This is a genomic window from Vibrio sp. SCP2 (genome assembly GCF_059295395.1).
In genome coordinates, this window is the sequence record NZ_JCAFVV010000001.1 from 265,184 (window position 1) to 279,495 (window position 14,312).

Genomic DNA, 14,312 nt, shown 5'->3' on the forward strand with positions numbered 1-14,312 from the left:
CTTAGAGGGGAATACGTTTTTTCCAACTCATGACGGCTTGCTCTAAGCATTGGTAGCAGGTATTGAATTCGCTTTCTCCTTTACCAAACGGATCTTTAATTTGGCCAATATTGATCCATTGTCCAATTAAAAAGGTTTTGCCGCGAATCCCAGCAGAATAGTTAGAGAGGAGCTCTTTTTGGTATTCGTCCATCACTAGTATCAGATCATATTGGGTAAGAATCTCTTTAGTCACCTGCTTAGCTCGATGCTTCGAGATATCTAAACCATTTGCGGCTGTAACAGTAACCGATCCTGGTTCAGCAACAGCACTTATCAAATTCAACTCTTCGACATTCGTTCCTGCTGATCCTATCTTTTTGCTTGGAAAGTGTTTTTCAAACAAGGCTTCTGCAATGGGTGAACGACAGATATTGGCAGTGCAAACGAGCAATATTGAATTAAACACGAAACGTTTCTCCGACTAGGTTTTGTGGTGTTTCGAAAGCTTTTCTGTTTCGTGCGGGTAAAATTGACGAGGCAAAACAAAAAAACAATATGATGACAAAAGTTGCAGCATTAGCCATTGGCTGGAGGTTGAAGTCCACCGAAATATGAATAAGCATACCAACAATAGCCATCGCGCCACCGAAGGCGACGCCCTTCATAGTATGACTGTTGCGCCTAATTAACGTTCGTAACGACAAGAAAAGCGAATATAGGACAAGTGTTCCCAACATTAAGGTCGCGGGAATACCCGCTTCTACGGCGAACTGAACATAATCATTATGGGCATGATCATAAAAACCAATATTGGCATGGCTATAACTCGGAAACACAGTATAAAACGTCGACATACCCGTTCCTGTGATTGGATAGTCTTTAATGATATCCATACTCCACATGACAACTTGATCTCTTGACTCAAGCTCGACTGATGTTTCTGCGATTCGCTGCTTAACCTTGTCCAAGCCGAATAGTGCGCCCACCACTAAGGTGTCAATCATTAGAATACTGACGATTAAAATCGTCAATGCTCTCGGTTTGTTACGGTAGAAAACTAATGAAAACAAACCAATAGCTGTCACCGCGACGAAAAAAGCCGTATTCCCCATTCTCGATCGTGTCATGACCAATGCGATGACCATAATGACCAGTGACAACCTGATCAACATTTTGCTACTCATCAGTCCGGCAAGAATCCTTTTCAATCTTACTGTCCATGACCCTGATTCCGACGTATGCAGCTGTGCAATAATAAGCCCAATCCCAATAGCCAACGACATCATCAAATAATTGGCCAAGTGATTTTTATAAACAAATGAACCTGTCGCTATCTCTTTTTCAGCATACCCCCAAACAAGGCTTTCACTGATACCCAACTTAACGGTTAACGCGGCATAGAAAGCTTGAGCAGTTCCCGCTGCGACGATCGCTAAAGCAGTCCATCTAAGCCGGTTTCCTGAGTTAACTAACAAGATCAAGTTAAACGCAATGAGAAAGTAGGACATCCCTTTGAGTAATGCCGCCATCGTCATGCTCCGATCTAATGAGATAGAAAAACTATCGGCACCAACTAATGCGTAAATCCCTTCAGCATTCGGAGAAAGCAAAGAAACAAGATCCTTGGGTAAGACCGTAGTTTGAATCGCAACCCAAACCTGAAACACTCCTAGAGGCCAAAGCAACCACCTATATTTATTGACATAGCTCCAAGGTATGCCTCTCCAATAGATAGTTACTAAAGCTATGGTTTGAATTGCAATCCAAAGCTGTGCAATAGACCATGCCCAAGGTCTATTACTGCCTAGTGGCACAGGTAACCACACTATAAGGATAAGGAGCGAGCAGAAAACAAGTTTTTCTACATTTTTCATTCGAGATTGGTCTTTGAGGGGAAAAGAAAGCCCAACCGTTGTTGAGCTTTAAGTTGATTAATTCGGTGAGATAACGCCACTACCGCCACCACCATCGGCGCCAACAGCCGGAGTTGCGGGTGGGGTGAGTGCAATAGATGCAATACCCGCCGCTGTCGCTTCACCAATTTCAGTCGGGTCAACACCAGCCAACAGGGCTGCGGTAGTCACGTCTTCATTGGGTATACCAGCTATTCGGGCAATTTCGGCGATCTGTTGAGCAAGATCTGGTGCTAATTCGAATGCAGTCTGAAGTGCTAATTGTGTATCGATGCCATCCATTGCCAAAAGCGATTGAAGAACTTCCAATACTCCATCTGGATTAGCTTGATATGCGGCGACAATATCAGCGTCTGTAGCCACCGTACTCGCTTGTTCTTCCGCTATGGCAACAGAGGATATAGACAAAGCTAATCCAAGCGGAAGGAAGAATCGTGATACAAGATTCATCTAAGTTTCCTTGCTTAAAATGATAAACTATGAAATTTAACCATGTTATTTCACATTACTAGATATATGAGCCACTAACTACAAATAAAGTAGAAAATACGAGAGCATTATCAATATTAAGAATTTAATGTCTCAACGTTAATAACCCACTAACATTCTACTGTGTTTTTTCAGGACAAATTTTACTGATTTCCCTATCATTACAGAGAGCGTGCAAATTAACATAACTGTCATTAAATAGGCTAGCCAAGAGTTATCTCCAACACTCTTCAATCCAAGCTTGGGCCATGCCTGAATGATATATGGATGAATAAAGAACACAGAAAAACTTGTAGAAGCTAATGTCGCCAATAGCTTGTTTGAATAGTCTTCATAACGATGAAGAAATATCATGAAGAAAAAGCACATAACCACTTTCTGCACTAAAAGGATATCCATCCCAGCAAACTCAAATGTTGCCTTATGGCTACTTCCATATTGGCCCAAACCCGCTTGTACTGCAGCTAGTCCGACAATGATTGCCAGCAAATACATATCCTTTCCCTTGAGAGTTCGATAGACATACTCTTTATTTATTGCACTTGCGATACCGATTAAGTAGACAGGCGTAAAGTAAACAAAGCTTTGTACCTCATTAATATTCTCTATAGGTCTATGCATAAAGACAGCAACAACACTCCAAACAACAATAATCACCATCTGGCTTCTCAGTTTCATATTGACAAAACGAATATGTAAAGGCGATAATAGAAATGTCAGTAGAATAAATGGTATGTACCAGTACGCGGGTAGGAACCTACCACTTAGATAATATTTTACCAATGGAATCACATACTCATGTATCCAACCTGGCTGAGTTGCATCAAAATACCCATCAAATTCTCCTTGAATAAAAAACAAGTAAACCATGATGGGAGGAATACCAAGAAAAAGATAAGGCAACAGTATATTGTTGACCTTTTTCTTTATAAACTTTACATAGTTAAAATCTTTATAAAACACTTCATAAAATAGATAACCTGAAATAAAGACAAAAAGAGTTGTACCTCCAGCAATTAAGTTGCTAATAAAATAATCAAAAAATGTTTCTCTCTTAACACCTGATATACCAAAACTATGGGCTGCTACTATAAAAACAATGGCAATGGCTCTAAAATTATTAAATGAGTTAATCCACACAATATACAATCCTGTACTTAGACGGAGTCCGTAGATTTATAAGTGGCAAACTACATGTTATGGCATGACGAATGATTTATATCGTTAAATGCCAATAACTTACACATTCTTTGTGCACTCTTTGACGAGTCCAATAACGCCTTTAAGGTATCGCGGAAACGAAAACTTCGAGCACTAGTCAAAAACTGAGTAGTGAGTTCGACTTGTTCCTTTTTTTTAAGTGCTTCCCATTGAGAGAACTTAATGTCATACAACATCATTTTGGTCTCATTCATGTATGGACCAAAGCGAGAAGCAAGATCTTGTGGCGAGTTAGCTAAGAACGAATTTACATCCGGCGCGAAAAGACGATGCAACTGTACATAAGGAGCATACCAAGTTGGTCTTAGATGTATGCTCTCCATTAGGTTCCGCTTAACTTCTTCATCCGACGTACCGTTATAGTTAAGATAAGAGTGCCAACTCAAAATGTTAGCAGCCAGTTCATACTGATGAGCACCTGCGTTAGGGAGTGACAATATCGTACTCACTAACAGCCGTTCGTTATCCACTCTTTGCGAATCATAATCTGCGTTATTGATGTCACTGTATTGCGAAAGCGAGTAAGTCAGGCTGCTCGTATAAACCGTCTGAGTTAACTGAACCAAAGAAAGGGTGACCAACGCCAATGCTACTAATAAAGGAAAAAATCGCATCGCGCTTATATTTACTTAGAAAAAAGTCGTTTTAGCTTTTCCTTTAGGAGCAACCAAGCAAACTTTGAATTTGTAACCAAATACCGTTTCCACATCCTCCGTGGCTCTTGAATTACTCGGTATAACCACTCCAAACCGAACTTTTGCATCCAGGATGGGGCTCGACTAACCTTTCCAGCGACGACATCAAAAGTGCCCCCTACTCCCATAACGAAATCGACACCTAATTGATCTCGCCATTTATTGATGAAATTCTCCTTTTTTGGTGACGTAATAGCGACGAAAAGCAATCTTGCTCCAGATTGCTTAATCAACTGCACAACACTCTCTTCATCGTCCCAAAAGTATCCATGGTGTGTGCCCGCAATCATCAGGTTTGGGTGGCTGCTTTGCATTCTAACCGCCGTCTCTTGGACAATGTGCTCTTCTGCACCGAGATAAAATACTGGAAACGATTCTTCTTCAGCCATAGCATTAAGCGAGTGGAAAAGATCGACGCCCGCTACACGCTCTGGGACTTGATGGCCCAGGAATCGGGCTCCCCAAACCACGCCCATTCCATCAATATTGATGATATCGCACTCAGTCACACTTTCAGATAACGCTCTATCTTTTCTCATATTGACTATTTTGGCCACATTAACCACAACATGTTGCGTGAACTGTTTGTCACTAATTCGGCTCTTAATGAGATCTACGGTTTCGGTCATAGTCCCGGAATCCATGGGACTATCCATAACTAAAATTCTTTGCATACTAACGTTCGTCCTGGTTCAAATAGTAAGAAAATGAGTAGTACATCCACGCTTGTGTCCAGCGCATATAATTAATTTTATTGGTATTTTTTTTATTGATTTGGTAGACAAACTGCTTCTTATTAGGAAGGTACAAGTGGTCAACTGACCACTGTATAACTTTACCAATCAGCTCAGCATCACTCTTCGACTTAGACAACTTGGAGAAAGTAATGATCGACTGTGCCACCGAATGCGGATCGAGAGGATAAGGGTTGTCGTTATAGTATTTGGCTAAGCCATCTTGTTCGAAAAAATGTGAGCGATAGTAATCCAGCCCTTTATCAATCACGTCATCGAACTCGTCAGTTGAAAGACTACGGCGCACGATATCGAGCGCCTCCAAATTATAACCAGTATGGAACCCGTCAATAAACTGATGATGGTGTCTTGCGCCGTAAACCCATGAGCCATCCGAATTCTGCTCTTGTGCCGACTGTCTCGCAACCTTTAACGAGAGTCTTTTATAACTTTCATTGTCGGTTTCATCAGCGATGGTCGCAACCCAAGCCGCTGCCCACAAACTTGCATTGTGAACAAAAGCGGTTTCACCGGGAATGTAAGCAAAAAAGCATCTCTGCTCAGACTCAGTATAAAGAGACTCGACGATAAAATTAGCCGCATCAATAGCAGGAAGTTTGAATTTTTCACTTCCAGAGCGGCCCTCTTTATCTAGTACTCTAGATAACTCCATCAAAGCTTGAGCCACGTAAATCGTCGTTATAACGTTAGGTTTACCTTTCGGCACATAGAAGGCTCTCGCTTTCCAGTCAAAGTGATAGCCCCAGCAACTGTGTTTCCACAGTTGCTTATCGCATTGCTGAGTCAGTAGCCAGTCTCCTAACTCAACACTCAAATCAAGGTACTTTGTCTGTTTAGTTCGCTTATAGTCTTCTAGCATGCCCAATATAAACAAGCCTATTCCTTTTGGGTTGCGCCTTTTCGGCACACCAGCGAGACGGCGGAAGTTAATTGGTGAGCGTTTAAAAAACTGAATCCACCCCAGACCAAACAGCCCTTTCTTCAGGCCGGGCATTAAGTCAAACACCCGACTATTTAGTCCGTCAAATGGGTCATAGCCGCTAAATTTTTCACATTCAGAAAGTAAAAATATCTCGTCTTTGACCTGTTCCGCTCGCTTTGAAACTACCTGACTAGTCACGGGCTTGCTCCAAAACAGACATATCTACATTCATAGGTGTACCAGATGCTAGAGATTCAATCGCCAGAATAGTTGCTAAGCTGTTTTTAATCATCTCGCCATAATCCATACATGGCTCACCCGTTTCTAGACCTTTTATCCATGCGTTAAGCATCGCTTTCTGCCCCTTGTCTTGAGTTGAAAGCTTTTTCGTTTCTTTGTCTGAACTGCCGCTGTATAAGATCGCTTCTTTGAAGTCATTGATAACGGCGCTACGCCCACCACCAAACACTTCAACATATTCTTTTGCCATCGCTTTGGAGCCATCAGCAGTGTATAAAATGTTTGCAACAGAGCCATTTTCAAACGTCAGTTGAATCGATACATTATCGTTGAGCAACGCTGATTTATTGGCTTTGCTCGTACCAATACAATTTACAGACTTTGGTTGGCTAGACACGAGCGCAGACGCCAGATCGACAAAGTGACAACCTTCACCAATAATTCGACCGCCACCAACATATGGGTCTTGAATCCAATGATCCGCTGGGATCGAGCCGGCATTAACACGAATGTTAACGATTAGCGGAGATTTAACCTCTGAGAAAAATTCAACCACTTCACGTGTCGACGGAGCGAAACGTCTGTTAAAGCCCACCATCACTTGCGCGTTGTCCGAAGCCATTTTAGCTCGGTGAATCGCTGCCATTTCTTCAACATTCAATGCCAGTGGTTTTTCAACATATACGTGCTTATTTGCAGTAAGTGCACTTGTTACGGCTGAAGCATGTGTGTCATGCCTTGTGGTCACAACAACAGCATCCGTATCACTATCTAAAATCTCATCCAGACTCCCTGCACAGAATTTAAAGTCAAACTGCTTTGCTACGCCTACCGCCGAGCGTCCACTTGCAGTAACTAAGCCTCGAAATTCAACAGCCCCTGTGTTGGCAAGTGGCGGCAATAGACTTGCAGTCGCATAGTTGCCTGCACCAAAGAAGGAAACACCCAGTTTGCTTTTGGTTATCGGTGTTGTTCGAGTGGTAATCCTAGCTGCGTTGCTAATTTCGTTCGTTGGCTCTGTGCTGTATTGAAGAACAATACCCAGATACGGTTCGGATTTGGCTCCCTCAATCAATTGGTAAGCTTCATCTGCAGAGTCGACATCAAATCGATGAGTGATAAGCGATGCGACTTCGATCTTGCGTTGAGATAGCAGCTCTAAGAACGTTTGCATGTTGCGCTGCTCTGTAAAACGTACATAGCTGAGAGGATAATCGTTACCATTTTCCTCATAATTTGGATCATAACGCCCAGGACCATAAGAACGAGAGATCACCACGCTGATTTCTTTCTTGAAGTAGTTCTCGCGAGGAATATCCATACGTACAGCACCAACGACAACAACTCGGCCTTTAGAACGTGTCACGTCTCCACATAGTTCAATAGGTTGATTGCTCGACGTACCCGCACATACAAGCACACCGTCAACGCCATGTCCGCCAGTCAGTTCTTCGCATATTGATTTAATATCGCCTCTCGCACCGATGGCACCGTATGTCTCTGCTTTAGCTATCAGAGACTCATCAAGATCCGTTGCAATTACATTACACCCGTTAGCTCTCAGTATTTGTACTGCGATCTGGCCTAGTAAACCTAAACCTAATACTAAGAACGTTTCTCCTAACTGCGGCTGGGCAAGTCTTACACCTTGTAAAGCAATTGACCCAACCGTCGTAAACGCGGCTTCTTCATCGGTGACATTTTCAGGTATTTTCACCACAAGATTTTGCGGCACGGCGACAAATTCAGCATGGTTAGCGTAATCTGCACCACCACATGCAACTCGGTCGCCGGGTTGAATGCCTTCTACTAACCCACCCGCAGCAACCACAGTTCCTGAACAACTATATCCAAGCGGTGATGGAGACTCTAATCGAGATCTTACCGTCTGAAGTGTTTTCTTAAGTCCCTCAGTTTGAACTTTATTTAGTACTTGTTTTACAAGATCAGGGCGCGCTTTGGCTTTCTGTAGTAAGTTCTTTTTACCCATATCAATCTTAGTTTTCTCCGTTCCAGCACTAATCACTGAAGCGGAGTTTTTAACCAAGACAAACTTGTCTGTTAACGTAGGTACAGGTACATCGTTTACTTCAACAACGCCCGACTTAAGAGTTTGTGTTACTTGTTTCATTGGGTAGTCTCTCTAATTGAAATTCTTTGAATAATACTGAAATTGTTATTAACCAAACCAAAGTTAAATAGTTTGGAATAGGTCCAATAGCCCCGCTCTCCAGAATTCCCGTAATTAATACGAATATGAAAAGTGAAGATGAAAGCTTCGCCTTAAAAGTGATTAGAAAATAAAGCTGAGTTAGTAAAATAAGTAATATAGGTATTGAACCAATAAATCCTGTCGATAAAAGCAGTTGTAGTATGAACTGGTGACTATTGACCGTGGTCCACCCCCAACTAGTTTCAAAGTTCAACGGGATGAGTGTCTTTGAAGAAGCATAACCGTAACCAGTCCAGGGCTTATCTGAAATCAAGTCGACAACGACCTCCCAAATTAGGGTGCGTCCAGTGAACGTAAACAGCTCTTCAACACCGCCACTTCTCGAAAGAGACGGTAGTACATGCATATATAGTTCAGAGACCCAAACAATGGCTCCAATAGTAAAGCCAGCAACTAAAACGTATAAGATGTACGCGTATCTCTTATGCAGTAGGAAATAGCTTGTCGCAACTACAAGTGCGAGCATTGATGTACGGCTTTGCGATAATACTAGTACAGATAAAACCCCAAGCATGACCACCAGGCGCGATAGAGTCATTTCTGTGTGTGTTGACGAGACAATTAACAAGAACAATGAGATTGAGGCAACTTGCCCTATCGCATTTGCGTTACTTGCAATACCTTTAAATCTTACACCTTCAATGTAGCCAAGGTCATTCCAATATTCCTGCAACGCAATACTTGGAAACAAGAAATAAAACACTAACGACATGAAACACAGTACAAGTGACGCTTTTAAAAACACTTCAATCGCTCGGGAATGATCGAATAAGTTAAATATAACCAAATTGGCCACTACGAAAATCATGAACACAACCGATGCCATGACCGAATAACTACCTGCGGGCGATAGTGGAGACTGCATCAAGATAAATATGGCATATACTAAAATAAGAGCCTGAGTCCAAGAAGAAGGACGGATATTTACTCTCAGCATAAAGAACAGACTTACAGCACCGCACATAAGCCAAACCAAAGCTTTTATTATCAGTTGCAGGTCAAACCCACTGGACTCTACGCCACGGTTTCTAAAAGTTGATACCGTAAATATGATCAAAACAGCATAGAGTGTGAGTAATAAGTTATTACTGATTCTGATAATCACGTTCTATATCCGTTATTTTTCTTAGAGTTAATATGACGATTACTAACCACCCAACCGCCATTGAGCTTGGCATTGCGACAACGCCGATGTAACTTATAGAAATCACTAAAAAAGCCTGAGCTAGAAAAGCACATATAATGCGATTAAAAAACAAGCTCTTAGCCATCTTAGTAATGTACAAAGCATTCTCTAAAAAATGCCCAACGATCATAAGAATATAAGCGAGTGAGAATGGAAGTAATATCTCCACTAAGTCACTGTACTTTCCTGAATATAGCAACTGATTTATTTCTTCGGAAAAAGACACTGTCAAAGCCATATAAGGGGCAGCAATGACAGCCACAATTGCCATTGACCTCATTAAGCTCCTAAGTAGCGCCGATTTACCGCTGCTATGATACTTCTTAGATGAATCGACTTTATCAAAGGAATCAACCGCGCTAATCAACACTTGAACAGGTTGAAGTAGATTTCTCGCCACAGACAGTAAAGCGACCATACTTGGGCCGAATACAAAACCCGAAGAGATAATCAGTAGGTTGTTGTACCCGCCAAACGCAAAACCGCTAAGTATTTCATACCTCTGGCGTTTTAACTGTTTGGTGACAAAATGCTTATCATAGCTCCAATTGACTTTGACATTTGTTTTAATAAGAGCCGCTGCTACGACAAAAGCTAATGGGTACGCATAGATAATTTCTACTGACAGAAAATATAGTACGGAACCGAATACAATAAGCAGTATCGAATATCCACCACACAACTTTAGAATGTTTGAGTAATCAGCTCTTCTCCACAGGAGTCGCCTTTTAAACTCATAGCTCCAAAGCGATAAGCTCAATAGTAAATAGTAAGACGCCCACTTTACGATATCGAGCGAATTAACATAGCAAAATACCGCGATAATGCTGCTGCTAACTAAGCCGATAATTAGTGAAGATAAAATCGATGTCTGATTTAAGGAACTGACCAACTCATCACTCATATCATCTGAGATTGAGAGAGGGATAGAGACTAAGTTTCTCTGTATTCCTTGAAAAAAAATAGCTGTTGCTAAACATAGTGAATATGCGCCAAGCGTGAGCTCACCTTCTACGTTGGCTAAGCATACGAAGAAGATGAACGTGCCCCCTGAATAGAGCATCTGATCCGCTAGTGCCGTAAAGACCTTATGCTTCATTTAACTTCTCTGCAATCAGTCGCGCTTTGTATGACCAACGCTCAGAGTCCATGTCTAGTCTTTGTCGCTCACCATTTTCAATCGCGCAGCGTAGGTTATCGACAAATTCATCATAGTCATTGGATACATTGATGTTCGAAGTGCCAAATTCATTCCAGCCATTGAAAAAGGTTGAAACGATCGGTTTTCCAGCAGTCAGGTACTCTTTAAATTTTACCGGTGAACAATACTCTATCCATTCATTCCCTTGCCAAAACATGGCTAATACATCAGCATTGTGTAGGTATGAAGGCACCTCGTTTTGAGCTTTTTTACCAAGGAAATGAACATTATTGGGTACATCTTCCCTCTGGAGTTTTTCGCCCATGCTCACCTCACCGATCAAGTAGAAGTCAGTGTTGGCCAACGCTTTGGCGGAATAGAGCAACAAGCTAAGATCGAAGGTGTGCGAATCAATCGCACCTACAAATACAACTTTCGCCCTATCTGACGCTTCCATCTCTGTGGGTTGCTCAATTAAGCTCTTGTTAAAGAAAACATCTGCCACACCGTGCGAAACATGTAAGCTATCCTTCACAGCATTGCTTTCTTTGCTTTGAAGCGCCTTTGATGAATAGATCACCAGTTTAGCGTCACGTTTAAGAGCCTCTACGCTTTGCTCGATAAACTCAGAATCACCATCTGATAGCATTTCGTTTTTATCAGTTCGCTGATAAATCACATCAAACTTTCTCAAGTTTATCGCCTTCGAAACCGTTGGTGTCACTACCCAAGCTAGGGGTTGAGCCATTCCTAGCTTTTTAGTAAGCACCTTAACCTGTAACTTCAACAATAGATTGGAAATAGCGGAGAAGGTTTTGCCTGGAATATAAAACGGTGAATACACGTAAAAGTTTTCGTCAACTTGCACCAGGCCTTTTGAAATGCTCGCGAGCTTACGCTTAATTTTCTGCACGATGTTGGTTGTTTTACCGGGTTTAGGCACTCTCATTCCGACTGAGTTGATGAAAATGACTTTCTGATTCTTAGAAAACTCTTCCATCACCTTCATATCGAAGTGGCCTTTATTGTGATACCACCAATCTTCCCCAGCAAAACATACAATGCCGTCATATCCACTTAGCTTAGCCATGATCTATAAACCTCGTGTATCAATGATCACTTTTTTAGCGAAGCTTGTTTTGTCAGCGAGCTTAAATTGCTTGTGGTCTACTAGAACTACAACGATATTGGCTCGCTCAATTGCACTTTCAAATGATGTAAGCTCCAGTCCTTTTTGCTCCAAATTATTTGGTAGCTCTTCGATGTTTGGTTCAACTAGCAGCAACTCACCCACATCACGTTGAGTTAACTCCTCTACAATTTGCAGAGCAGGACTTTCACGCAAGTCATCAATGTCGGCTTTAAACGCTAACCCTAAACATGCCACAACTGGTCGCTTAAACTCATCGGCAGATTTCTCGATTTGCTCGATGACATGGAATGGTTTTGAGTCGTTTACAAGTCGAGCTTGACGTATCAGTTTCGCATCATCAGGTGCACTGTCGACGATAAACCATGGGTCAACAGCGATACAGTGGCCACCTACACCTGGACCAGGGTTCAAAATATTTACCCTAGGGTGACGATTAGAAAGCTTGATCAATTCCCATACGTTGATTTTCAATTTTTCACAAATGATGGAAAGTTCATTGGCAAAGGCAATATTGACGTCTCGGAAAGAGTTCTCTGTAAGCTTCGCCATTTCTGCTGTTCGAGCATTGGTTACGATACACTCGCCGCGTACAAACGTTTTGTAAAGTTCTGAAGCTCGCTCACTACATGCCGCTGAAAGACCGCCAATCACGCGATCATTTGAAACCAGTTCCTGAATAACGTAACCCGGTAGGACACGCTCTGGGCAATGGGCAATTTTAATATCTGCGCTGTCCCCACAATCTTGAGGAAAGCTTAAGTCTGGTCGCGCTTCATTCAGCCAATTGGCTAGCTTTTCTGTAGCGCCCACTGGAGATGTTGATTCTAGAACAACAAGATTTCCTTTCTCAAGAACTGGCGCAATCGCTCGCGCTGCTGCTTCTACATAAGAAAGGTCTGGTTTGTGGTCACCACTATCGCTTTGTAAAAATGGCGTTGGGACGGCCACCATAAATGCATCGGCTTTTTCTGGCTCTGTCGTGGCTCTTAAGTTACCTGTCGCAACAACACCCTTAACGATGATATCTAAATCTGGCTCAACGATATGAATATTGCCCGCGTTAATCGTCTCTACAGCATTTTGGTTAACATCGACACCAATAACGTTGATACCACGTGATGCGACTACAGCCGCCGTTGGCAAACCGATATAACCTAATCCGATTACAGAAACTGTTTTAAAAGACATAAAAATCCCTTCAATTAAATGCCCAAAATTGAAAATAAATAAAATGGAAATACTTACTAAAAATGTTCTTTAATAATGTCGACGATACGCTGACTTGCCTTACCATCACCGTAAGGATTGTGTGCTAGGCTCATCTTTTTATAAGCCTCTTCATTAAGCAGTAACGTTTCGACCTCATTAACAATGGTCTCTTTATCTGTGCCAACCAACTTAACAGTGCCCGCTTCGACCGCTTCTGGACGCTCTGTTGTGTTTCTCATCACAAGGACTGGCTTGCCCAATGAAGGCGCTTCTTCTTGAATACCACCAGAATCAGTCAGGATCAGATGTGCTTTGTTCATCAGGTATACAAACGGCAAATAGTCTTGTGGTTCAATTAAGATTACGTTGTCTGTTTGAGAAAGAAGTCGATTAACGGGCTCCCTAACATTTGGATTTAAATGCACTGGGTAGACAACTTGACAGTCTGAATGTTTTTCGGCGATCTCTTTCAGAGCCTGACAAATGTTTTCAAACCCACTGCCAAAACTCTCACGTCGATGCCCGGTGACCAAAACCATTTTTTTACGGCTGTCTATTTGAGCAAATTTATTGGCATATACAACAGAAAGTTCAGGATCTTTTTCTAACTTCTCAGTAACTGCAAGCAATGCATCTACCACCGTGTTCCCTGTTATGTGAACCCCTTGCTCAATGTTCTCTTTACGCAAGTTCTCGTATGAAGTTCTTGTTGGCGCGAAGTGCAATTTAGTTAGCGCACCAGTAAGTTTACGGTTTCCTTCTTCAGGCCAAGGAGAGTAAATATTCTGAGTGCGTAGACCCGCTTCAACGTGACCAATAGCAATTTGCTGATAGTAAGCGGCAAGACTGGTTGATAAAGTCGTAGCCGTATCGCCATGCACTAACACGATATCAGGAGCAAACGATTCTAAGATCGGCTTAAGACCCAACATAATGTTTGACGTCACCTCATAAAGAGATTGACCCGGTTTCATGATATCCAAATCATAATCAGGCTGAATTTCAAATAACTCTAATACTTGATCAAGCATTTCTCTATGTTGCGCGGTAACACATACCTTGGATTCAATTCCAGTGGCTGCTGCTAATTCATGGACTAACGGAGCCATCTTGATTGCTTCTGGGCGCGTTCCAAAAACTGAAAGTACCTTAATATTCTTTTCCATTGTGATC

General features: G+C 42.0%; 13 protein-coding genes. All 13 read right to left on the bottom strand.

The genetic code is table 11. The features are described 5' to 3' along the window. Position 1: 1 nt before the first annotated feature. The 13 genes from AC5O63_RS01275 to wecB all read right to left on the bottom strand — a co-directional run bounded on the left by AC5O63_RS01275 (position 2) and on the right by wecB (position 14,305). Positions 2-448, bottom strand: coding sequence for a low molecular weight protein-tyrosine-phosphatase (locus AC5O63_RS01275; protein ID WP_494503604.1), 447 nt, complete (start codon positions 446-448; stop codon positions 2-4). After that, entirely contained in the window at positions 441-1,856 is a 1,416-nt protein-coding gene (locus AC5O63_RS01280; protein WP_494503605.1) for an O-antigen ligase family protein, read from the bottom strand. The genes AC5O63_RS01275 and AC5O63_RS01280 overlap by 8 nt, the downstream gene beginning before the upstream one ends. 57 nt (positions 1,857-1,913) lie before the next feature. Continuing rightward, positions 1,914-2,345, bottom strand: a complete 432-nt coding sequence (locus AC5O63_RS01285) for a hypothetical protein (protein WP_494503606.1) — start codon at positions 2,343-2,345, stop codon at positions 1,914-1,916. Between the two features lie 138 nt (positions 2,346-2,483). After that, positions 2,484-3,524: an acyltransferase family protein gene (locus AC5O63_RS01290; protein ID WP_494503607.1), complete on the bottom strand. Its 1,041-nt coding sequence runs from the start codon at positions 3,522-3,524 to the stop codon at positions 2,484-2,486. 50 nt (positions 3,525-3,574) lie between these two features. After that, the gene (locus AC5O63_RS01295) at positions 3,575-4,219 is read right to left on the bottom strand and encodes a hypothetical protein (RefSeq protein WP_494503608.1); all 645 of its coding nucleotides are present in this window, start codon (positions 4,217-4,219) and stop codon (positions 3,575-3,577) included. Positions 4,220-4,230: 11 nt separating this feature from the next. Then, on the bottom strand, positions 4,231-4,974 hold the full coding sequence (locus AC5O63_RS01300; RefSeq protein ID WP_494503609.1) for a WecB/TagA/CpsF family glycosyltransferase: 744 nt from the start codon (positions 4,972-4,974) through the stop codon (positions 4,231-4,233). A gap of 1 nt (position 4,975) precedes the next feature. Then, a complete protein-coding gene (locus AC5O63_RS01305) occupies positions 4,976-6,127 on the bottom strand; it encodes a prenyltransferase/squalene oxidase repeat-containing protein (protein ID WP_494504553.1) in 1,152 nt (383 codons plus the stop codon). 40 nt (positions 6,128-6,167) lie between these two features. Continuing rightward, positions 6,168-8,348 (bottom strand): bi-domain-containing oxidoreductase, encoded by a 2,181-nt coding sequence (locus AC5O63_RS01310; RefSeq protein ID WP_494503610.1) that lies wholly within the window; start codon positions 8,346-8,348, stop codon positions 6,168-6,170. Continuing rightward, positions 8,323-9,555 carry an O-antigen ligase family protein gene (locus tag AC5O63_RS01315; RefSeq protein ID WP_494503611.1) on the bottom strand — a complete coding sequence of 411 codons (1,233 nt, stop codon included), beginning with the start codon at positions 9,553-9,555 and terminating at the stop codon, positions 8,323-8,325. The genes AC5O63_RS01310 and AC5O63_RS01315 overlap by 26 nt, the downstream gene beginning before the upstream one ends. Further along, complete coding sequence (locus tag AC5O63_RS01320; RefSeq protein ID WP_494503612.1) at positions 9,536-10,735, bottom strand: MATE family efflux transporter; 1,200 nt, start codon at positions 10,733-10,735, stop codon at positions 9,536-9,538. Before AC5O63_RS01320 ends, AC5O63_RS01315 begins: the two co-directional genes overlap by 20 nt. Beyond that, entirely contained in the window at positions 10,725-11,867 is a 1,143-nt protein-coding gene (locus tag AC5O63_RS01325; protein WP_494503613.1) for a glycosyltransferase, read from the bottom strand. The genes AC5O63_RS01320 and AC5O63_RS01325 overlap by 11 nt, the downstream gene beginning before the upstream one ends. Positions 11,868-11,870: 3 nt before the next feature. Continuing rightward, on the bottom strand, positions 11,871-13,118 hold the full coding sequence (wecC, locus tag AC5O63_RS01330) for a UDP-N-acetyl-D-mannosamine dehydrogenase (protein ID WP_494503614.1): 1,248 nt from the start codon (positions 13,116-13,118) through the stop codon (positions 11,871-11,873). Between the two features lie 56 nt (positions 13,119-13,174). Next, positions 13,175-14,305, bottom strand: coding sequence for a non-hydrolyzing UDP-N-acetylglucosamine 2-epimerase (gene wecB, locus AC5O63_RS01335; RefSeq protein ID WP_494503615.1), 1,131 nt, complete (start codon positions 14,303-14,305; stop codon positions 13,175-13,177). Positions 14,306-14,312 lie beyond the last annotated feature (7 nt).

Bases quoted from the DNA above. Each gene is read 5' to 3' on its own strand.
- AC5O63_RS01280 (WP_494503605.1), bottom strand. From the start codon at position 1,856: ATGAAAAATGTAGAAAAACTTGTTTTCTGCTCGCTCCTTATCCTTATA.
- AC5O63_RS01285 (WP_494503606.1), bottom strand. From the start codon at position 2,345: ATGAATCTTGTATCACGATTCTTCCTTCCGCTTGGATTAGCTTTGTCT.
- AC5O63_RS01295 (WP_494503608.1), bottom strand. From the start codon at position 4,219: ATGCGATTTTTTCCTTTATTAGTAGCATTGGCGTTGGTCACCCTTTCT.
- AC5O63_RS01300 (WP_494503609.1), bottom strand. From the start codon at position 4,974: ATGCAAAGAATTTTAGTTATGGATAGTCCCATGGATTCCGGGACTATG.
- AC5O63_RS01310 (WP_494503610.1), bottom strand. From the start codon at position 8,348: ATGAAACAAGTAACACAAACTCTTAAGTCGGGCGTTGTTGAAGTAAAC.
- AC5O63_RS01320 (WP_494503612.1), bottom strand. From the start codon at position 10,735: ATGAAGCATAAGGTCTTTACGGCACTAGCGGATCAGATGCTCTATTCA.
- AC5O63_RS01325 (WP_494503613.1), bottom strand. From the start codon at position 11,867: ATGGCTAAGCTAAGTGGATATGACGGCATTGTATGTTTTGCTGGGGAA.
- wecC (WP_494503614.1), bottom strand. From the start codon at position 13,118: ATGTCTTTTAAAACAGTTTCTGTAATCGGATTAGGTTATATCGGTTTG.
- wecB (WP_494503615.1), bottom strand. From the start codon at position 14,305: ATGGAAAAGAATATTAAGGTACTTTCAGTTTTTGGAACGCGCCCAGAA.